This window comes from Micromonospora foliorum, from assembly GCF_022229015.1.
Lineage (GTDB): Bacteria > Actinomycetota > Actinomycetes > Mycobacteriales > Micromonosporaceae > Micromonospora > Micromonospora foliorum.
This window is the reverse complement of record NZ_JAKKFF010000090.1, coordinates 1-20,792: the sequence shown is the minus strand read 5'-3', so window position 1 is coordinate 20,792 and position 20,792 is coordinate 1. Positions and strand designations below refer to the sequence as shown.

At 71.0% G+C, this 20,792-nt stretch carries 15 protein-coding genes; 7 read left to right on the top strand and 8 right to left on the bottom strand.

Features of this window, described 5'->3' with window-relative positions:
* The first annotated feature begins 26 nt into the window (after positions 1-26).
* The 5 genes from PSH25_RS08400 to PSH25_RS08380 all read left to right on the top strand — a co-directional run bounded on the left by PSH25_RS08400 (position 27) and on the right by PSH25_RS08380 (position 7,938).
* Positions 27-716, top strand: a complete 690-nt coding sequence (locus PSH25_RS08400; RefSeq protein WP_238658452.1) for a DUF624 domain-containing protein — start codon at positions 27-29, stop codon at positions 714-716.
* Positions 713-2,746 (top strand): beta-galactosidase, encoded by a 2,034-nt coding sequence (locus PSH25_RS08395; protein ID WP_238658451.1) that lies wholly within the window; start codon positions 713-715, stop codon positions 2,744-2,746. The genes PSH25_RS08400 and PSH25_RS08395 overlap by 4 nt, the downstream gene beginning before the upstream one ends.
* Positions 2,743-4,881, top strand: coding sequence for an alpha-glucuronidase (locus PSH25_RS08390; RefSeq protein ID WP_238658450.1), 2,139 nt, complete (start codon positions 2,743-2,745; stop codon positions 4,879-4,881). The genes PSH25_RS08395 and PSH25_RS08390 overlap by 4 nt, the downstream gene beginning before the upstream one ends.
* A gap of 308 nt (positions 4,882-5,189) precedes the next feature.
* The gene (locus PSH25_RS08385; protein ID WP_238658449.1) at positions 5,190-6,515 is read left to right on the top strand and encodes an extracellular catalytic domain type 1 short-chain-length polyhydroxyalkanoate depolymerase; all 1,326 of its coding nucleotides are present in this window, start codon (positions 5,190-5,192) and stop codon (positions 6,513-6,515) included.
* 40 nt (positions 6,516-6,555) lie between these two features.
* A complete protein-coding gene (locus PSH25_RS08380) occupies positions 6,556-7,938 on the top strand; it encodes a glycoside hydrolase family 10 protein (RefSeq protein ID WP_372492742.1) in 1,383 nt (460 codons plus the stop codon).
* A gap of 225 nt (positions 7,939-8,163) precedes the next feature.
* On the opposite strand, the gene PSH25_RS08375 is transcribed toward PSH25_RS08380, so the two are convergent.
* From PSH25_RS08375 to PSH25_RS08355, 5 genes are all read right to left on the bottom strand, one after another.
* Positions 8,164-8,607: a peptidase inhibitor family I36 protein gene (locus tag PSH25_RS08375; protein WP_238658448.1), complete on the bottom strand. Its 444-nt coding sequence runs from the start codon at positions 8,605-8,607 to the stop codon at positions 8,164-8,166.
* Between the two features lie 156 nt (positions 8,608-8,763).
* Positions 8,764-10,167 carry a Si-specific NAD(P)(+) transhydrogenase gene (gene sthA, locus PSH25_RS08370; protein ID WP_238658447.1) on the bottom strand — a complete coding sequence of 468 codons (1,404 nt, stop codon included), beginning with the start codon at positions 10,165-10,167 and terminating at the stop codon, positions 8,764-8,766.
* Positions 10,168-10,220: 53 nt separating this feature from the next.
* Entirely contained in the window at positions 10,221-11,243 is a 1,023-nt protein-coding gene (locus tag PSH25_RS08365) for a fibronectin type III domain-containing protein (protein WP_238658446.1), read from the bottom strand.
* 88 nt (positions 11,244-11,331) lie between these two features.
* Entirely contained in the window at positions 11,332-11,970 is a 639-nt protein-coding gene (locus PSH25_RS08360; RefSeq protein WP_238658445.1) for a response regulator, read from the bottom strand.
* Positions 11,967-13,160: a sensor histidine kinase gene (locus PSH25_RS08355; protein WP_238658444.1), complete on the bottom strand. Its 1,194-nt coding sequence runs from the start codon at positions 13,158-13,160 to the stop codon at positions 11,967-11,969. Before PSH25_RS08355 ends, PSH25_RS08360 begins: the two co-directional genes overlap by 4 nt.
* 146 nt (positions 13,161-13,306) lie before the next feature.
* Here PSH25_RS08355 and PSH25_RS08350 point away from each other — a divergent pair, with 146 nt between their 5' ends.
* Complete coding sequence (locus PSH25_RS08350; protein WP_238658443.1) at positions 13,307-14,065, top strand: ABC transporter ATP-binding protein; 759 nt, start codon at positions 13,307-13,309, stop codon at positions 14,063-14,065.
* Positions 14,062-16,593 (top strand): ABC transporter permease, encoded by a 2,532-nt coding sequence (locus tag PSH25_RS08345; protein ID WP_238658442.1) that lies wholly within the window; start codon positions 14,062-14,064, stop codon positions 16,591-16,593. Before PSH25_RS08350 ends, PSH25_RS08345 begins: the two co-directional genes overlap by 4 nt.
* A 52-nt stretch (positions 16,594-16,645) precedes the next feature.
* Here PSH25_RS08345 and PSH25_RS08340 read toward each other — a convergent pair whose 3' ends face one another.
* The 3 genes from PSH25_RS08340 to PSH25_RS08330 form a co-directional block, all read right to left on the bottom strand.
* Positions 16,646-18,259, bottom strand: a complete 1,614-nt coding sequence (locus PSH25_RS08340; protein WP_238658441.1) for a ricin-type beta-trefoil lectin domain protein — start codon at positions 18,257-18,259, stop codon at positions 16,646-16,648.
* Between the two features lie 214 nt (positions 18,260-18,473).
* On the bottom strand, positions 18,474-19,307 hold the full coding sequence (locus PSH25_RS08335) for a helix-turn-helix transcriptional regulator (protein WP_238658440.1): 834 nt from the start codon (positions 19,305-19,307) through the stop codon (positions 18,474-18,476).
* A 283-nt stretch (positions 19,308-19,590) separates the two neighbouring features.
* The coding region (locus tag PSH25_RS08330) for an aldehyde dehydrogenase family protein (RefSeq protein ID WP_238658439.1) at positions 19,591-20,792 on the bottom strand (1,202 nt) is incomplete at its 5' end.

Below are 20,792 nucleotides of genomic sequence, written 5' to 3'. Positions count from 1 at the left end.
ACCGTCTCCGAGCAGAGGGAGCGATCGTGAGTGGCGCGGCCCAGACCTGGCGACAGTTCGGCGACGGGCCACTGTCGCGGATCACCTCGCGCGTCTACATCCTGCTCGTGGTCGAGCTGCTCCTGCTGATCACCACCCTGCCCGCCCTGCTCCCGCTGCTGGTGCTGGGCCGCGACCCCAGCAACCTGCCGCTGGCCGCGCTCCTCCTGGTACCGGTCGGCCCGGCGATATCCGCCGCCCTGTACGCCCTGCGCCACCAGCGAACCGACCTGACCGACCTGCGCCCGGCCGCCCTGTTCTGGCGTGGCTACCGGGCGAACGTGTCGGGTGTGCTGCGCGTCTGGGTGCCGACGCTGCTGTGGTTGACCGTGCTCGCCCTGAACCTCGCCTACTCCGGCGCGGTCGGCCTGTCGAGCTGGTGGGCCGTGCCGCTGGTGCTGATCGGAGTGGGCGTGACACTCTGCGCGGCCAACGCCCTGGTGATCACCTCGCTGTTCGACTTCCGCACCCGGGACGTGCTCCGGCTGGCCGTGCACTTCCTGCTGCGTACCCCCGGCGTTTCCGTCGGCAACGCCCTGCTGCTGGCCGCGGCGGCCGGCATCACCGCGGTCTTCTCCGAGGCGGTGCTGATGCTGCTCGCGTCGGTCGCGGTGCTGGCGTTCCTGCGCGTCAGCGAACCGATGATCCACCTGATCCGGAAGGAGTTCACCCGATGAGCCTGCCCCTCAGCGCCAAGGTGCCCTTCGGGGGCGACTACAACCCGGAACAGTGGCCCGAGGACGTGTGGAAGCAGGACTACCGTCTCTTCGACAGCGCACGGATCGACCTGGTCACCCTCGGGGTGTTCGACTGGGCGCTCACCCAGCCCGCCGAGGACACCTACGACTTCGCGCTGCTGGACAGGATCGTCGAGCGGGCCAGTGCCGAGGGACGCGGGATCTGCCTGGCCACCGGCACCGGAGCCCACCCGCCGTGGTTGGCGAAGGCGTACCCCGAGGTGACCCGCACCGACTTCGAGGGCCGCAAGCACCGGTTCGGTCAGCGGCACAACTCCTGCCCCAGCTCGCCGGTCTTCCGCCGGCTCTCGGCCGAGCTGGCCCGCCGGGTCGCCCGCCGCTACGCCGACACCCCGGCGGTGCTCGCCTGGCACGTCGGCAACGAGTACGGCGGGGCCTGCTACTGCGCGCTGTGCGCGGCCGGGTTCCGGAACTGGCTGCGCCACCGCTACGGCACCCTCGACGAGCTGAACGAGGCCTGGTACACCACCTTCTGGTCGCACACCTTCACCGACTGGGACGAGATCGAGCCGCCGTCGGCGCTGACCGAGCACTGGCGCGGCCCGGACCACACCGCCTTCCCGGGCATCACCCTGGACTACCTGCGGTTCACCTCCGACGCGATGCTTACCAACTTCCGCGACGAGAAAGCGGCCATCCGGGAGTCCAGCCCGACGCTGCCGGTGACCACGAACTTCATGGGCATGTACCGGCCGATCGACTACCACCGCTGGGCCCCTCATCTGGACTTCGTCTCCTGGGACAACTACCCGCCCGACGACGAGTCGGCGGCCCGGATGGCACTGACCCACGACCTGATGCGCGGGCTCAAGGACGGCCAGCCGTTCTGGCTGATGGAACAGACCCCGAGCTGCACCGCGTGCCGCGACGTCAACCCGTTGAAGCGCCCCGGTCTCATGCGGCTGTGGAGTTGGCAGGCCGTGGCGCACGGCGCCGACGCGGTGCTCTTCTTTCAGCTGCGCGCCTCCCGCGGGGCCAGCGAGAAGTACCACGGTGCGGTCATCGGCCACGCCGGTCGCGCCGACACCCGGGTGTTCCGGGAGGTCGCCGAGCTGGGCGCCGAACTGGAACGGCTCGGCCCGGTGTCACTGGGCGCGCGGACCCCGGCCCGGGTGGCGCTGCTGTTCGACTGGGACAGTTGGTGGGCGTTGGAGCTGTCCGACGGCCCGTCCCGGCTGGTCCGCTACCAGCAGGTCGTGCTCGCCTACCACCGGGCACTCTGGGACGCCGGTGTGGACCTGGACGTCGTCGCGGTGACCGCCGACCTGTCCCGCTACGACGTGGTCGTGGCCCCGGCCCTGCACCTGCTCAAGGGTGACCTGCCGCAGCGGCTGGAGGCGGTGGCGACGCGCGGCGGGTCGGTGCTGACCACCTACCTGTCCGGCCGGGTGGACGAGAACGACCAGGCGTTCCTGATGGACGTGCCGGGCTCGCTCGGCCAGCTCATGGGTGTCCGGGTCGACGAGTGGGACGCGCGCGGCCCGGAGGTGGTCAACCCGGTCCGCCTGGGTGACGGCGCGGATCAGGTCGACGTCGACGCGCGGCTGCTGTTCGAGCTGGTGATCCCGCAGGGCGCACAGGTCATCGGCACCTACCTGGCCGACTTCTACGCGGGCACCCCGGCGGTGACCCGCAACGCCTTCGGCGCCGGCGACGGCTGGTACGTGGCCGCCGGGCTGGACCAGGCCGGGGTGTCCTGGGTGGTGCGGCAGGTGCTCGACCAGCACGACCTGCTCGGGCCCTACCCGGACGTACCGAACCTGGAGTCCGCCGTCCGAGTCGCGGCGGACGGGTCGCGGCTGCTGTTTCTGCTCAACCACCGCGCCGAGCCGGTCGAGGTGACCACCCGGAACGGCGGCGTCGACCTGCTCACCGGCGACCGTACGGCGGCCGGCGCTGCCCTGCGGCTGCCGGCGTACGGGGTTGTCGTGCTGGAGGAGGACCGGTGAACGCCGAAGAGTCGGTGGAGTTGGAGCAGCTGATGTTCGTCGAGGAGCCGATGGATGGTGACCAGCCGCGCGTGCATCCGGCCTGGTTGCCCCCGGAGGCGTTCCGGTCGCTCGGCGCGCGCCGCATCCTCCTGCACGGCGAGGGGTTGCTCGTCGACACCGTCCTCACCGAGGTGTCGCGCGCCTGTGCGCGCTACGGCGGACGGGTGTGGCACTCCCCGTCCTGGGACGTCGACGTCGACCTGGTGTTCGCCCTGCGCGACGCCGGTGAGCTGCCCAACCCGGCGGTGGAGGCGGCGCGCGCCGCCGGCGAGGCGGCGCTGGTCGAGCTGGGCGACGGCGGGACGCTCGGCGACGAGGGTTTCGTGTTGGCACGGGCCGGCGACGTGACAGCGGTGTTGGCCGACGCGCCGGCCGGCCTGCTGTACGGGCTCTTCCACGTGGTCCGGCTCTGCGCGGCGGCGTTCGACCCGGTCCGGCCCCCGGAGCGGCACCGGCCGACGCTGCGCCGACGCATGCTGAACCACTGGGACAACGTGGCCGTGCACCCGGTGATGGGCCAGGTCGAACGGGGGTACGCGGGCGGTTCGATCTTCTGGCAGGACGGCCGTCCGCGCGGCGACCTGGCCCGGGTGCGGGAGTACGGACGGCTGCTGGCGTCCTGCGGGGTCAACGCGATCTCGGTGAACAACGTCAACGTGGCCGGCACGGAGGCGCTGCTGCTCACCGAACGGCTCGGCGACGTGGCCGAGATCGCCGACGTGCTGCGCCCGTACGGCATCCGGGTGCACCTGTCGGTCAGCTTCGCCGCACCGGTGGTCCTCGGTGGCCTGCCGACCGCCGATCCCCTGGACGAGACCGTGCGGGTCTGGTGGGCCGCGACCACCCGGCGGGTGTACGACCGCATCCCGGACTTCGGCGGTTACCTGGTGAAGGCCGACTCGGAGGGGCAACCCGGCCCGTTCACCTACGGCCGGGACCACGCCGACGGGGCGAACCTGCTGGCCGAGGCGCTCGCCCCGCACGGGGGAGTGGTGCACTGGCGGGCGTTCGTCTACAACCACCACCAGGACTGGCGGGACAGGTCCACCGACCGGGCTCGGGCCGCGTACGACCACTTCGCCCCGCTCGACGGGCGGTTCCGCACCAACGTGGTCGTCCAGGTGAAGTTCGGCCCGGTGGACTTCCAGACGCGCGAGCCGGTCTCACCGGTGCTGGCCGCGATGCCGGCGACCCGGCTGGCGGTGGAGTTGCAGGTAACCCAGGAGTACACGGGCCAACAGCGGCACGTCTGCCACCTGGGCCCGTGGTGGAGTGAGGTGCTGCGTTTCGCCCCCTGGGGGCCGGGTGGACGGACGATCGCCGACGTGGTCACCGGGGAGTCGGCGGCGGGCGGCGGGATCGTCGCGGTCGCCAACGTCGGCGACGACCCCTTCTGGACCGGGCATCCGTTGGCACAGGCCAACCTGTACACGTTCGGCCGGCTGGCCTGGGACCCTCGGCGGGACCCGACGGCGATCCTCGACGAGTGGATCACGCTGACCTTTCCGCCGTCGGCGACCGCCGACGCGGAGCTGGTACGGCGGACCCTGCACGAGATCATGGACGACTCGTGGCGCACCTACGAGCGCTACACCGCCCCGCTGGGCGTCGGGTTCATGGTCAACCCCGGCGACCACTACGGCCCCGGCGTCGACGGGTACGAGTACACGCGGTGGGGCACCTACCACTTCGCTGACCGGGATGGCGTCGGCGTGGACCGCAGCCGCGCGTCGGGCACCGGCTTCACCGGCCAGTACCCGCCGTACTGGGCCCAGGTGTACGAGTCACCCGAGAGCTGCCCCGACGAGCTGCTGCTCTTCTTCCACCACGTGCCGTACGGGCATGTGCTGCACAGCGGCTCGACAGTCATCCAACACATCTACGACACCCACTTCGCGGGGGTCGAGGAGGTGACGGCGATGCGGCGGAAGTGGCAGGCGTTGACCGGCATGATCGACCCGAGCGTCTACGAGCGGGTCGCCGAACGCCTCGACGAGCAGGTGCGCTCTGCCACCGAGTGGCGCGACCAGATCAACACGTACTTCTTCCGCAAGTCCGGGGTGCCGGACGAGCGAGGGCGGGACATCTACTGAGCGGCGGTGAGGCGCGGCCCGGCCTTCCGGTCGGGCCGCCCTCGTGCCGTACGCCCAGCGGCCTGGCAGGTTCCGAAAACGTCCCGATAATTTATCGCCACTGATCCCCGCTGACCATGCCCGTCGATGCCGATTGCTGCGCAGGTGACCGCCGGAACCGTTGCGGCGAAAGGTTTCCGGAAGTATTGACAATCGAGTGTGCTCGATTGAAGCTGACATGGTCACGCGAGCCGCGGTCAAGGTCGGGCGAAGGGCAGTCCTCGACTTAAGTCCCCTTCCACGCGCCTTTTTCGCAAGGGATCGCGACGATGACACTGAAGACGAGAATGCTTGGCGTCGTCATGGCGGCCGTGACACTGGCCGCCGCCGCTCTGACGTTCGCCACCCCCGCGTCGGCGGCGACGCTCACGCAGGTGACCAACTTCGGCACCAACCCCACCAACCTGCAGATGCACCTGTACGTCCCGGACCGGGTGGCGACCCGACCGGCGATCCTGCTGGCGATGCACTACTGCACCGGGACGGGCCCCGCGTTCCACTCGGGCACCCAGTACGCATCCCTCGCGGACCGGTACGGGTTCATCGTGATCTACCCGTCGGCCACCCGTTCTAGCAAGTGCTGGGACGTCTACTCGCCGCAGGCGTTACGCCGTGGCGGCGGCAGCGACCCGGTCGGGCTCATGTCGATGGTCGACTACGTGCGGCAGCGCTACTCGGCCGACCCCGCGCGGATCTTCGCCACCGGCACCTCCTCGGGCGCGATGATGACCAACGTCATGCTGGGCGTCTACCCGGACGTGTTCGCGGCGGGCGCCTCGTTCGCCGGGGTGCCGTTCGCCTGTTTCGCCACCGGCGGCACCTCGGAGTGGAACAGCGAGTGCGCCAACGGGCAGCTCATCCGCACCGCGCAGCAGTGGGGTGACCTGGTCCGGGAGGCGTACCCCGGCTACACCGGCCAGCGGCCCCGGATGCAGATCTGGCACGGCACCAACGATGAGACGCTGCGCTACCCGAACTTCGGTGAGCAGGTCAAGCAGTGGACCAACGTGCACGGGCTGAGTCAGACCCCGACGTACACCGATTCCCCGCAGTCCGGCTACACCCGCACCCGGTACGGCAGCAGCGGCCCGATGGCGCCGGTCGAGGCGATCAGCATGCAGGGTGTCACGCACAACCTGCCGGTCGACGCCGCGCAGGTGATCCGCTTCTTCGGGTTGGACGGCACCGCGCCGCCGACGACCCCGCCCCCGACCACGCCGCCCCCGACCACGCCGCCCCCGACGACGCCGCCCCCGACGACGCCGCCGCCAACCGGCGGTCCCTGCCGGGTCGGCTACACGGTCAACGCCTGGAACAGCGGTCTCACCGCGAGTGTCGCCATCACCAACACCGGTGCCACCGCCGTGAACGGCTGGGCGCTGACCTTCACGCTGCCCACCGGGCAGCGCATCACCAGCGGCTGGAACGCCCAGTACGCCCCGGCGAGCGGTGCGGTGACCGCCCGCAACGTCTCCTACAACAACACCATCGCCCCGAACGCGTCGGTCGAGATCGGCTTCCAGGCCACGCACGAGGGCGGCACCGGCAAGCCCACCTCGTTCGCCCTCAACGGTGCCGCCTGTTCGGTGTCCTGAAATCCCTTTCCACCCCACCACCCCAAAGAGGAGTCACAGGATGAGAAACGCGAGATGGAAGGCGGCATCGAGAGCCGCCATCGCGCTGACCGGCGCGGGCGCCCTCGTCGCCGGCATGGCGCTGTTCCTGACGGCGCCGGCCGCCGCCGGGACGACGCTCGGCGCGTCCGCCGCCGAGAAGGGTCGCTACTTCGGCACGGCGGTGGCCGCGTACAAGCTCTCCGACAGCGCGTACACCACGATCTTGAACCGTGAGTTCAACTCGGTGACGCCCGAGAACGAGATGAAGATCGACGCGACGGAGCCGCAGCAGGGTCGGTTCAGTTATTCGGCCGCGGACCAGATCGTCAGCCACGCGCGCAGCCGAGGGATGAGCGTGCGGGGTCACACCCTGGCGTGGCACTCGCAGCAGCCGCCGTGGATGGAGAGCATGAGCGGCAGCGCACTGCGGCAGGCCATGCTCAACCACGTGACGCAGGTGGCCACCCACTTCCGGGGTCAGGTCGTGGCGTGGGACGTGGTGAACGAGGCGTTCGCCGACGGCAGCTCCGGAGGCCGCCGCGACTCCAACCTGCAGCGCACCGGCAACGACTGGATCGAGGCGGCGTTCCGGGCTGCGGACGCGGCGGATCCGAACGCGAAGCTCTGCTACAACGACTACAACACCGACAACTGGACGCACGCCAAGACCCAGGGCGTCTACAACATGGTGCGGGACTTCAAGGCCCGTGGCGTGCCGATCGACTGCGTGGGGTTCCAGTCGCACTTCAACAACGAGTCCCCGTATGTGAGCAACTACCGCACCACGCTGTCGAGCTTCGCGGCACTCGGCGTCGATGTGCAGATCACCGAGTTGGACATCCAGGGCGCTTCGGCGGCAACCTACCGCAGTGTGGTCGAGGACTGCCTGGCCGTGGCCCGCTGTAACGGCATCACGGTGTGGGGCATCCGGGACAGCGATTCGTGGCGGGCGTCGCAGACCCCGTTGCTGTTCAACAGCAACGGCTCGAAGAAGCCCGCGTACGACGCGGTCCTCGCCGCGTTGAACAACGGCACCACGCCCACCGACCCGCCCACGGACCCGCCGACCGATCCGCCGACCGACCCGCCCACGACTCCGCCCCCGGGCCCGGGTGGCTGCACGGCGACGGTGTCGGTGAACCAGTGGACGGGTGGCTTCGTGGCCACGGTGAAGGTGACGGCCGGCTCGTCGGCCATCAACGGTTGGACGGTCACCATCGGTCTGCCGTCCGGCGCGACGGTCACCAACGCGTGGAACGCCAACCGCAGCGGTAGCAGCGGCACGACGAACTGGACGAACGTGGCGTACAACGGCCAGGTCGGCGCCGGACAATCCACCGAGTACGGCTTCCAGGCCAACGGCACCGCCGGCAGCCTCAGCCCCACCTGCTCAGCCAGCTGAACCCCACCGGCCGGTGCGGAGGCCCCGCGCCCCGCACCGGCCCCACCCTCGGCCTCGTTGATCAAGAGGTTTGCGTCATCCTGCCTGGCGTGTCATGACGCAAACCTCTTGATCACCGGGGTCGCGAGCGCGCTCGCATCCGCTCCCAACGCCAACGACGATTGGGGTCAGCCCGCCGTACGAACGGCAGCCTGACCCACACCGTGAACGTTCGTGGTCAGAGCACTAGCAGGGCTTGGCGTACCAGTACGGGTCGAACTCCACCCAGCTTGCGCCGGCTCCCTCGACGAAGCCGTGGGCTTCATTGCCGTACTGGTCCAGCAGATAGGCCCAGTAGCTCGGAGTCTGGTTGTTGTAGACGGACCCCCAGCCGTTCCAGTTGAACAGCGCGTAGTTGCCACAGGCGTAGATCACGAACATGCGGCCGCGGAAATCGCCCTCGGTGTAGAGGCACAGGGCGGTGTAGGGGCAGGAGCCAGCGGCCTGCGAGGAGATCCCGGAAACGCTTGCGTTGTTGTTGTCGTCGGGGCCGGCCTGGATGGCCTGTGCGGAGATTCCGGCAACGCTCGCGCGATTGCTGTCGTCGGGGTTGGCGTGGGCGGCCGAGGGCACCGTGAGGGTGGCGACGACAGCGGCGAGTGCGGCGATGAGGAACAGCCGTGGTTTCATGCGACTACAGTGATCGACATATGACACTGCGTCAATACATTCGATCTGTGGGGAAAATAACGCATGCGTCCCGTTCTCGTGCCACGGTGCCGGGGAGACGGTGGAAGCCTCGCCACCTTCCCAAGCCGCCGCGCCCGCACCGGGTCAGCCAACGCACTAGCCGTCGATGCGGGTGATGTTGCGGATCTTGTTGGACGCGTCCAGGGCGGCGACCTTGTACGCCTCGGCCAGCGTCGGGTAGTTGAACACCGCGTCGACCAGGTAGTCGATAGTGCCGCCGCAGCCCATCACCGCCTGACCGATGTGGACGATCTCGGTGGCGGCGGTGCCGAACACGTGCACCCCGAGCAGTCGACCGTCGTCGGGGGAGACGAGCAGCTTGAGCATGCCGTACGAGTCGCCCACGATCTGACCCCGGGCCAACTCCCGGTACCGGGCGATGCCCACCTCGAACGGCGTCGAGCTCTCGGTGAGCTGCGCCTCGGTCTGCCCGACGAAGCTGATCTCCGGAATCGTGTAGATGCCGATCGGTTGCAGACCGTGCATCTCCCGGATCGGTTCACCGCAGGCGTGTTGCGCGGCCAACCGGCCCTGCTCCATCGAGGTGGACGCGAGCGCGGGAAAGCCGATCACGTCGCCGACGGCGTAGATGTTGTCCACCGTGGTGCGGTAGTTGGCGTCCACCTTGATCCGGCCGCGCCGGTCCGCCTCCAGCCCGGCCGCCTCCAACGCCAGGTCGTCGGTCTGGCCCTGTCGCCCAGCCGAGTACATCACCGTGTCGGCGACGATCTTCTTGCCGCTCTTGAGGATGCACAACGCCGCTGTCTGGTGCTTCTCCACGGCGGCGACCTCCTCACCGAAGCGGAACGCCACGGACAGGTCACGAAGGTGGTACTTGAGTGACTCGACGACCTCGTCGTCGCAGAAATCCAACATCCGCTCGCGGCGTTCCACCACGGTCACCTTGGTGCCGAGCGCGGCGAACATTGAGGCGTACTCCATGCCGATCACGCCGGCGCCGACCACGACCATGCTGCGGGGTACGGCCTGAAGGTTGATGACGCCGTCGGAGTCCACGATCGTCCGGTCGTCGAAGTCGACGCTGTCCGGGCGGGCCGGGCGGGTGCCCGCGGCGATGACGACCTTGTCGAAGGTCACCTTGGACTCGCGGCCGGAGCCACCGTCGACCCAGATCGAGTGCGCGTCGGCGAAACGCCCGGTGCCGGTGATCATCGCGACCCGGTTGCGGGCCAGTTGGTTGCGGATGACGTCGGTCTGCCGCGTGATGACGTGCTGGGTCCGGGCGGCCAGATCGCTGACCGTGATCTCCTCCTTGACCCGGTAGCTGCTGCCGTACAGGTCCCGCTGGCTCAGGCCGGTCAGGTAGAGCACGGCCTCGCGCAGGGTCTTGGAGGGGACGGTGCCGGTGTTGATGCACACCCCACCGATCATGTCGCGGCGGTCCACGATGCCGACCCGCCTGCCGAGCTTGGCGGCGGCGATCGCGGCCTTCTGACCGCTGGGTCCGGAGCCCAGCACCAACAGGTCGTAGTCATACACAGGCGTTAGCGTCGCAAGATGTCGTGGCCGGCGCCAGACCCCGGAGTCGAGCGTTATTCGTCTGCCACCGTGCAGAGGCCGCCGTTCAGCGTGATCTCCTCCGGCAGTTGCGTGCCGGTGGCGACGAGCCCCAGCGACACGGTGCCGCCCGGCGGGATCACCGCGTTGCGGCCGGTGTTGCCCACCCGGAGGTAGCTGTTGTTGAGGCGGTCGACGACCTTCGCGCCCCAGATGCCCTGGACCTGCTGGCTGGCCCAGAATCGCCACGTCATCGTCCACCCGTCGACCGCCGTCGAGCCGGTGTTCTCGACGACGAGGTGGGCCACGAAGCCGTCCGGCCACTGCCGCACGACGGATCGGACCGTGCAGGTCGGCGGTGGCGGCAGGGTGGTCACGGTGACCGGCGCGGACAGGGGGGACAGGTGTCCGACCTCGTCGCGGGCCTGCACCACGAAGGTGTACGTGGTGTTCGGCGTCAGCCCGCTGATCTGGGCACTGTTCACGGGCGGGTACTGGTACACCTCACGGACCCGGGTGAGAGTGCCGCCGGCGTCGACCCGGAACACCTCGTACCTGTCGAGCGCGACGTTCTCCACCGAGTGCGCCCACCGCAGCCGGACCACCGTGGCGGCGACGTCGTACGCCACCGGTTGACCCGGCGCGCTCGGCGGTTGGTCGTCCCCCGGTGGCATGGTCAGCCGCAGGGTCGGGTTCGACAGCGAGCTGTTGCCGGCCGCGTCCAGAGCCCACACCGAGAAGGTGTACGTGCGCGAGGGCCGCAGGTCGGTGATCCGGATGCTGTTGGTGTCGGTCGAATACTGGGCGCCGAAATCCTCGAATCGCGCGCCGACCGGGTAGCGGACCACCCCCACGTTGTCGGTCGAGGCGGCCCAGGTCAGCTCGACCCAGGTGGTGTCGATGGCGACGACCGTAATCGGGCCGGGAGCGGTGGGGCGTTCGGTGTCGGCGGCGGCGTGCGCCGGGGTCGCGCCCGCCGCGACCAGGGCCACCACCAGCGCGCCGGCGGCCAGCGCGGCGGCCGTGGAACGGATTCTGCGGAACGGATGATTGGGCACGGTGATGACCTCACTTCCGGTTGACCGCAGCGGACCAGTAATTGACTGCCATTGATGTTAGGGCAGTGCCGGTCGCACCGTTGTCCCGTCAGCCGACGAGGCGGCGTTCCCAGGCCCAGGCGGCGATCTCGACCCGGTTGCGGGCCTTGAGTTTCATCTGCACGCTGGCCAGGTGGGTCTTGACCGTGCCCACGGCGATGAAGAGCTGGGTGGCGATCTCGGCGTTGGTCAGGCCCCGGGCGACGAGCTTCACCACGTCGAGTTCCCGTGGCGACAGGCCACCCTCGTCGCGGGCCGGAGCCGGCGAGCTGAGGTGCTCCAACAGCCGTACCGTGATCGAGGGACTGATCAGCGCGTCGCCGGACACGGCCGCGCGGACCGCCTCCACCAGCAGGGCCGGGCCGGAGTCCTTGAGCAGGAAGCCGCACGCGCCGTTGGAGAGCGCGGTGTGCACGTACTCGTCGAGGTCGAAGGTTGTCACGACGACCACCCGTATAGGTTCGGCGACGCCCGGCGCCGCGAGCAGCCGTAGTGCCTCGAGACCGTCGAGGCGGGGCATCCGGATGTCCAGGAGCACCACGTCCGGGCGCAGTCGTCGAGCCAGTTCGACGGCCTGGACGCCGTCGGCGGCCTCGCCGATCACCTCCATGTCCGACTGGGCGCCGATGATCATGCCGAAGCCGGTCCGGACCATGGCCTGGTCGTCGGCGATCAGCACCCGGATCACCGCGCCACCGCCACCCGGAGCGGGAACGCCGCGTCGAGCACCCAACCGCCGGCGGCGCCGGGCCCGGCGGTGATCGTGCCGCCGAGGGCGCGTACCCGCTCGGTGAGGCCGATCAGGCCGAAGCCGTGCCCCCGGGCCGGCGCGGTGCGCGGCGACGCGCCGTCGTCGGCGACCCGGACCAGCAACCAGTCCGGGGTACGCCGCACGGCCACGTCCACCGACCGTGCGTCCGGCGCGTGCTGGCGGGTGTTGGTCAGCCCCTCCATCACCACCCGGTACGCCGACGTCGAGACCTCCACCGGCAGTCCGTTCAGGTCGCCGTCGACGTGCAGTCGTGCCGGCGCGTTCGCCGCGCCGTTGAACCCGGTCAGCAGCGGCTCCAGCTCGGTCACCCCGGCCAGCGGGGCCAGCGGCGCGTCCGGCGGGGCGTCCGGGTTGCGCAGGATCCCGACCATCCGCCGCATCGAGGCCATCGTCTCCGCACCGGCCCGCTCGATCTGCTCCAGAGCGACGATCACCCGTTGCGGGTCCTGCTCGGCGACGAACCGGGCGCCCTGTGCCTGCACCACGATGCCGGTGACGTGGTGGGCGATGAAGTCGTGCAGATCCCGGGCGAACTCGGCACGCTGCTCGGCCCGGACCAGCGCGATGGCCCGCTCCCGGCCGGCGGCCACGATGCGCAGGTAGAGCCCCACCCCGGCGGCGCCGGCCGCGGCGATCACCTGGAGCAGACCGAAGATCACCAGCAGGCTCTCGGTGCCGACGCGCAGCGGTAACGCGGCCACGGCGAGCCCGGCGGCCACCGCCGCCCACGGGGCGAGCCGCGGCGCGCCCCAGCGGGCCACCACGAAGACCACCCCGATCAGCCCCGCCGACTCGGCGAGCCCCCAGCTGCCGCTGATCAGATAGCTGCCGTCGAAGAGGACCAGGACAGCCGCCGTCACGGCCAGTGAGGCGCAGGCGAGCACCAGCGCGGCCAGCGGCAGCACCCGCGAACCCAGCCGGTGCACCGGCAGCCAGAGCGGCACTGTCGCCACCGCGAGCCCCATCCGCACCACCAGGAGCAGGAGAGCGGCCAGGCTCTCCGGTGCGCCGAACCGCAGGTCGAAGAGAGCGAGCAGCCCCATGGCCACCAGCCCGGCGGCCTGGGCCAGGCGTACCCACCAGCGTCGAAGATCCGGCGTGCTCATGGTGACCCAGCGTAGCCAGCCGGGCGGAGGTGGCGGATCGGCCGAAAGGCAGACCCGGCGTCGGCGATACCCGGCTCCGGGCCGATGCGCCCACCCGCCGGTGGCGGCGAGTCTTTCCGGGTCACCACGCAGCAACTGGAGGAACGATGACAACCCACGCCCCGCCGGAGACCAGCCACGCCGCGGTCGCCGCGGTCGACCTGGTGAAGGTGTACGGCAGCGGCGACACCGCCGTCCGTGCCCTGGACGGGGTCTCGGTCGGCTTCGGCCGAGCCGAGTTCACCGCGATCATGGGCTCGTCCGGGTCCGGCAAGTCGACCCTGATGCACTGCCTCGCCGGCCTCGACACGGCCACCTCCGGTCGCGTCCTGCTCGGCGGCACCGAGCTGACCGGCCAGTCGGACCGGACGCTGACCCGGGTACGCCGGGAGCGGGTCGGGTTCGTCTTCCAGTCCTTCAACCTGCTGCCGCAACTCACCGCGGCGCAGAACATCACGCTGCCACTGGACCTCGCCGGTCGGCAGCCCGACGCCGAACTCCTCGCGCACCTGGTGCGGGTACTGGGCCTCGGCGACCGCCTGAACCACCGGCCCAGCGAGCTGTCCGGCGGCCAGCAACAGCGGGCGGCGCTGGCCCGGGCGCTGGTGGCACGACCCGAGGTGGTCTTCGCCGACGAGCCGACCGGCAACCTCGACTCCCGCTCCGGCGCGGAGGTGCTCACCATCCTGCGCGACTCGGTACGCGACCTCGGCCAGACCGTCGTCATGGTCACCCACGACCCGATCGCCGCCGCGTACGCCGACCGGGTGGTGCTGCTCGCCGACGGGCGGCTGGCCGGCGAGATCGACAAGCCGGACCAGGTGTCGGTCACCGACGCCCTGCGTGAGCTGGCGGCCCGCCGATGAGAGCGACAGTCCTGCGTACCCAGACGACCGCCGCGGCCCGGCGGCCCGGCCGGCTGATCCTGACCGGCCTGGCGATCCTGGTCGCGTCGTTCGTCGTCTTCGGCACCGTGCTGGTGCAGCAGATCACCGAACGGACCGTGCGGGACAACCTCAGCGGCACCCCGGCCGTCACCGACCTGGTGATCGGCAGCGTCGACGCGCCGCCACCCACCGTCGCGGACGTGCGGCAGATCCGGGCTGTGCCCGGTGTCGCCGAGGCGGTGGCCCGGGTCTCGACCGGGGTCTCCGTCGGCGAGGGGTACCTCAACCTCCAGTCCGATCCGGGCACCGGCCCGCTGACCACGGTCCGGGTGATCGAGGGCAGCTACCCGGACCAGCCCGGCGAGATCGCGATCACGCCGCGTACCGCCGAACGGCTCGGGCTCTCGGTCGGGACCACCACCAGTGGTATGGGCGGTGAACTCACCGCGCCCGCCCCACTCACCGTGACCGGCGTGGTGGACACCGCCGCCGACGCCGGCTACGACGCGTACGCCCCGGACAGCGCCGTGATCGCCTGGGCGCACCTGACGACGGTGGAGCGCGTCGACGTGCGGGTGGGCCCCGGCACCTCGACGGAGGTCGTCCGGCAACGGGTGACGGCGGCGGTCGCCGGCCAGCCGATCCGCTCCGGCGCCGAGGTGCGCGAGGCCGAGGCCAACGCGGCGGCCGAACAGGTCGGGAAACTCTTCATCCTGGTCGGCGTGTTCGTCTCCATCGCGGTCGTCGCGGCGGCTCTGGTGGTCACCTCGACCTTCCGCATCGTCTTCGCCCAGCGGATGCGGCAGCTCGCGCTGCTGCGGGCGGTCGGCGCGAGTCGGGGCACCCTGGTGGCGGCCCTGACCGCCGAGGGAGCCCTGACCGGGCTGGTCGCCGGCGTCGTCGGGGTCGCCAGCGCCCTCACCCTCGGGTACGCCCTGCCGGCCATCTTGCGCGCCACCGGCCACGCGGTCTCCTCACCGGGCCTGCCGCTGGCGGCGGCGGTCACGGTGGTGATCGGTGCCGTCGTGATCACCGTGCTGGCCGTGCTGGCACCGGCGCTCTCGGCCGCCCGGGTCTCCCCGCTGGAGGCACTGCGGGCGGCGAGCGTCACCGCCGGCCGGCGCGGCATCGGGGTGCTGCGTCTGGTCTTCGGGCTGCTCCTGGCCGTCGGCGCGATCCTCGCGGCGGTCGCGACGATCAGCCAGTTGCCGAAGCCGGACCAGTCGAACTACGACCCGTCGATGCCACTGCTCCTGCTGGTCGGGTCCGGCGCGCTGGCGTTCTTCGCGCTGGTGGCCCTCGGCCCGTTGCTGGTGCGCCCGGTGCTGGCCGTGGTGGGTTGGCCGCTGCGCCAGCTCGGGCCGCTCGGACGGATGTCGGTCGGCGGCATCGGCGGGGCGCCGCGCCGGGCCGCCGCGGTCTCCGTCGTGGTCGCGCTGGGCGTGACCCTGATCTCCGGGGTGGTCATCGGCGGCGCGTCGCTGCAGATCCTCGCCGACCGCGAGATGGCGCTCTCGGCCCCGACCGACTTCGAGGTCACCAGCAACGGCGGGACGCTCCCGCCGGCTGTCGTGACCCGGGCCGAGGCGGCGCGCGGCGCGCTGGCCCGGGTGGTGCCGTACCGGTTGGTCGACGACGCCCGGCTGCTGCGCGGCGTCGACAAGCTCGGCAACGTCGAGTCCGGTTACCCGGCCAGCGACCTGGACCTGGCGGCGTTGCCGAGCACCGGTGACCTGGACGTGGCGCAGGGCAGCCTGGCCGATCGTGGCCCCGGCCGGATCGTGCTCAACAGCTGGGTCGCGCGGGACGCGGGTCTGCGGGCCGGCGACACGGTCACGCTCGCCGTCGCCACCGGCAGGGTAGACGTGCGGGTGGCCGCGGTCCTGCCCGGTGACGGGCCGCTGCACGCGGGCATCCTCGCCGATCCGGCCGACCTGGACCGGCTCGGCGTGCCGGCCGCGTACACCGGTCTGCTGGCCGACGCGGCCGGTGCCGGCGAGGACGGTCGCACCGCGGGCGTGCGGGCGCTGCGGCAGGCGATCGGGGGCAGCGACGGGGTGGGCCTCGCGGTCCTCGCCGACGAACGGGACCGCAACGACGCGTTGGTGCGCACCCTGGTCTGGATCGCGGTCGGTCTGGTCAGCCTGACCGTGCTGATCGCGGTCGTCGGCGTGGGCTCCACGACCGCCCTCTCGGTGGTGGAGCGGGTACGCGAGTCCGGGTTGCTCCGGGCGATCGGGCTGTCCCGGACCGGCCTGCGCACCATGCTCACCGTCGAGTCCGGCCTGTACGGGGTGATCGGCGCGACCATCGGCCTGGTGCTCGGCATCCCGTACGCCTGGTTGGCGGTCCAGACCCTCGGCATCGAGGCGCCGCTGACCGCGCCGCTGCTGCCGCTGGCCGGGCTCTTCGTGGCCCTGGTCGTGCTGACCGCGTTGGCCGGGGTGCTGCCGGCCCGTCGGGCGTCGCGGGTCAGCCCGGTGGTGGCCCTGGGGGCCGACAACTGAGCACCGTCGTGGGGTGGCGCCGAACGTGCGGCGCCACCCCACGACGGCCTGGTCAGTTGGGATTGTTGGCGTGGGTCAGCGTCTCCCAGGCGACGAAGAGGTTGTTGGTTCCGGCCGGACGTTGTTGCAGCGTGAGGGTCTGGGTGTTGGTCATGACGTTGCCCAACCGGGTGCTCATCGCGTTGAAGCCGACCTCGGTGATCGGCCCGAGGCCCCGGGTGAGGCTGCCACCACAGAGCCAGGAGGGCGGCGCCTCGCCGAGCTGGTAGCGCGAGTGGAAGCCGAGTGCCTGACGCAGCCGCTCACCCACCTGTGGGTACAGGTCCCGTCCCTGGATCCGGGAGGTCTCCGCGACGTGCGAGATGGCGGAGATCCCGTACCCGGTGTGGACGAAGTCGCGGCAGGTCTCCTGGGCGAGGCCGGCGACGAAGGTGGACTGGCCCTGCCAGTAGCCGATGATCTCCGCGCTGGTGTCCAGGCCGCTGCCGGGCATCGTGTACGGCAACGCGCCGTCGCTGGGCAGGTAGACGAAGGCCCGGGTGCGGTTGAGGAAGCGGGTGGCTGCCGCGTCGTACACGGCCCGATCCTCTAGGAACACCGCGATGCCGACGGTGGCCTCCATCATGGTCAGTTCCCAGTTGCCGTTGCTGTTCGAGCCGTTGCGCACCATCGGCAGGTAGACGTTGCGCAGCATGGTGGCGAAGCGGTTGGCGTTGGGCCAACTCGTGTACGTGTACTTGATGATCTCGGCCGCCCGGGGCCAGACCGAGGCCGCCCAGCCGGTCTGCAGCGGGGCGTTGCTGCCGGTGTGCGCGGTGATGGTGGCCGACCACGCGTCCATGATCTGGATCGACTTCTGCGCGTACCGGGCATCCCCGGTGAAGTACCAGGCGAGCGCGTCGGTGTACGCCGCGATCGCGTCCTCCCGCTCGTCGGTGCAGCCGTTGTTCGGGTTGGAGTAGGAACCGCACTCGACCACCGAACGGGGCGCCGGGGTGCGCGACAGGGAGGCGTACCGGCTGCTCATCATCTGGTTGTAGGCCCCCGCCCACGGCTGCGCGCCGGCCTGCACCCGGCCCCGGACGAAGTCGAGCTGGCCTCGGCTGACAAGCACGCCGGGGTGGGTGAAACCACCCGAGGGCGGCGGTGTGGTGCCGCCGCCGGTGGGCAGCGCCCAGGTCTGGTTGGCGGTGCCGGTGCAGCTCCAGATCTGCAGCGGGGTGCCGTCGGCCGAGCTGGGGCCGGTCGCGTCGAGGCACTTGCCCGAGGTGGGGTTGACCAGTTGCCCGGCGCTGGGCGACCACTGCTGCGCTCCGGTGCCGTTGCAGTCGTAGATCTGCGCCCGGGCGCCGTTGGCGGTGCTGGCGGCGGCGATGTCCAGGCACTTGCCCAGCGCCCGGATCGTGCCGTCGTCGGCCACCGTCCACTGTTGCGCGGTGGAGCCGTTGCAGGTGAAGAGCTGCACAGGGGTGTTGTTGGCAGGGTTCGCGCCGGCCACGTCGACGCACTTGCCGCCGTACCCGGTGATGGCGCCGGTCGCGGCCGCCGTGGCGGGCGATGCGCCGACGACCAGGCCGGTCGGTACGGCGAGCAGGGCCGCGGCGAGCGCGGAGGTCAGTCTGGTGCGGGGGCGGCGGGGCACGAGCCCGGCCAATCGTCGCGCCATGTGGAGGTCCTTCCGGGCGGCGAAACAACTGTAAAGTGTGTTAATCATTACAGTCATACACACCGATATCAATGTCTTCGTCGCCACGGATGCCGTTACGGGTGCATGGGAACGCCCTTGAGTACCTTGTCCACCACGGTGCGCGGCGGGCCCACCAGGTCGAGCTTCTCCCGTCCGACCGCCTGGACGGCCGCGCCCGGGGCGTGATCTGTGGTCAGACGAGTTGGGCGCCGATGACGGAGAGCAGCCGCAGCTTCTCGTCGCTCGACGACCCGGGCACGGCGGTGAAGACCAACAGTGTCTGTGACTGGTCGGGGTCCACCAGCGTCTGGCAGTGCAGCTCCAACGCCCCGACCTCAGGGTGCACGAAATGCTTGGGCGGGCAGTAGCCGGCCGGCACCGGGTGCTCCCGCCACAGCTGCGCGAACTCCGGGCTCCTGGTCAGCAGGTCGTCGACGAGCGCGGCGGCCCGCGAGCCGCGCCCGTCCCGGGTGTACGCCGCGTGCAGGTGCGCCACGAGCAGGCGGCTCTGCGTCTGGTGGTCCTCCGCCGGGTGCAGCCGCCGCGCCGTCGGGTCGGTGAACCAGCGGTGGTGCGCGCTGCGCGCCAGCCCGGTGTACCGGGTCTCGTCACCGAGCAGGGCGACGGCCGGCGCGGTCTGCGCCAGGGTCTCGCCGAGGTGGTTCACGACCTGGGCCGGGGTGTCGTGCATCCGGTCGAGGATGCGCATCATGCCCGGGTTCACGTGGTCGGCCCGCACCGCGCGGTGCGGAACGGCGTGCCCGGCGAGCTGGAACAGGTGGTCCCGTTCGGCGAGGGAGAGCCGCAGGCCGCGAGCGAGGGCGGCGAGCATCTGGTCCGAGGGGTGCGGCCCGCGCTGCTGCTCCAACCGGCTGTAGTAGTCGGTGGACATCCCGCTCAACGTGGCGACTTCCTCGCGCCGTAGCCCTCCGGTGCGCCGACGCGGGCCCCGGGGCAACCCGACGTCCTCGGGCTGGAGCGCCTCGCGGCGGGTGCGCAGGAAGCTGGCGAGTTGGGCGCGGTCCACGGTGTCTCCGATCGGTGGGGCCGGCTGGGCCGGCACGTCGTATTCAACAGACAGGCCGGGCCGCGATGTTCCGCCGTCGGGTCCGGATCCTGGAGGGGACGGCCGCTGCACCGCACCTTTGCTCTGCTTCAGCCATGGCAACACCGGATGTCCGATATTCGGACGACGGGCGTTGCCTCCGTTGCAGCAGAGCAAAGGACGCAGCGGGTGCTGACGGGGCCTGGCCCTGGCCCTGGCCTGGCCCTGCGACACGGTTCGGGCCGGGCCAGGGCCGACTGTGCCCTCAGCGCTGGATGGACTTGGTCTCCAGGAACTCCTCCAGGCCAAGGCGGCCGAACTCGCGGCCGTTGCCGGAGTGCTTGTAGCCGCCGAACGGGGCGAGCGGGTTCCAGTGGCCGGCGTTCACGTCGACCTGGCCGACCCGCAGGCGCCTGGCGACCGCGAGTGCGTGCTCCGGCTCGCCGAAGACGCCGCTGGTCAGGCCGTACAGCGTGCCGTTGGCGATGTCCACGGCCTCCTCATCGTCGGCGTAGGGGATGATCGTCAGCACCGGGCCGAAGATCTCCTCCTGGGCGATCGCCGAGGCCGGGTCGACGTCGGCGAAGATCGTCGGCTGGACGTAGGCCCCGACGGGCAGCCCCTCGGGCCGCTCCGGGCCGCCGAACACGAGCCGGGCGCCGTCGGCGATGCCCCGCTCGATGTAGCCGACGACCTTCTGTCGGTGGGTCTCGGACGCCATCGGGCCGATCCGGGTGGCCTCGTCGCCCGGGTCACCGACGGTGTACTGCTTCGCGGCCTCGACGGCCAACGCCACGACCTCGTCCTGACGGTCGGCGGGCACCAGCATCCGTGGCCACGCGCCGCAGACCTGACCGCCGTTGGAGAACGCCATCATGAGGCCCCGCTCGACCGCGGCGGGCAGGTCGGCGTCGTCGAGGATGATGTTCGCGCCCTTGCCACCCAGCTCCAGCGCGACCCGCTTGACGGTCGCCGCGGCCACCGCGGCGATGCGCTGCCCGGCGCGGGTGGAACCGGTGAACGAGATCATGTCGATGTCCGGGTGGGCGGAGATCGCCTCGCCGACGGTCGCGCCGGTGCCGTAGACGACGTTGAAGACACCCGCCGGTACGCCGGCCTCGGCGGCGACCTCGGCGAGGATGCGCGCGGTCAGCGGGGCGTTCTCGGACGGCTTGAAGACCATCGTGTTGCCGGCGAGCAGGGCCGGTGCCAGCTTGGACACGATCTGTTGGAGCGGGAAGTTCCACGGCGTGATCGCGCCCACCACACCGATCGGCTCGCGGACGATCAGCGAGTTGCCGACCTCCTCGGTCCAGGCGAAGTCGTCGGCCAGGCCGGCGATGGACTCGACCACCGCGGCCGGGAACGCGACCTGGGCGGTCCGGGACATACCGATCGGAGAGCCCATCTCGGCGGTGATGGCCTGGGCGATCTCCTCCGTGCGGGCGGCCAGGCCGGCGCCGAGGC

Coding starts and splice junctions, on each gene's coding strand:
- PSH25_RS08355 (WP_238658444.1), bottom strand. CDS start 13,160: ATGAGCACGCCGGATCTTCGACGCTGGTGGGTACGCCTGGCCCAGGCC.
- PSH25_RS08340 (WP_238658441.1), bottom strand. CDS start 18,259: ATGGCGCGACGATTGGCCGGGCTCGTGCCCCGCCGCCCCCGCACCAGA.
- PSH25_RS08385 (WP_238658449.1), top strand. CDS start 5,190: ATGACACTGAAGACGAGAATGCTTGGCGTCGTCATGGCGGCCGTGACA.
- PSH25_RS08350 (WP_238658443.1), top strand. CDS start 13,307: ATGACAACCCACGCCCCGCCGGAGACCAGCCACGCCGCGGTCGCCGCG.
- PSH25_RS08395 (WP_238658451.1), top strand. CDS start 713: ATGAGCCTGCCCCTCAGCGCCAAGGTGCCCTTCGGGGGCGACTACAAC.
- PSH25_RS08345 (WP_238658442.1), top strand. CDS start 14,062: ATGAGAGCGACAGTCCTGCGTACCCAGACGACCGCCGCGGCCCGGCGG.
- PSH25_RS08380 (WP_372492742.1), top strand. CDS start 6,556: ATGAGAAACGCGAGATGGAAGGCGGCATCGAGAGCCGCCATCGCGCTG.
- PSH25_RS08375 (WP_238658448.1), bottom strand. CDS start 8,607: ATGAAACCACGGCTGTTCCTCATCGCCGCACTCGCCGCTGTCGTCGCC.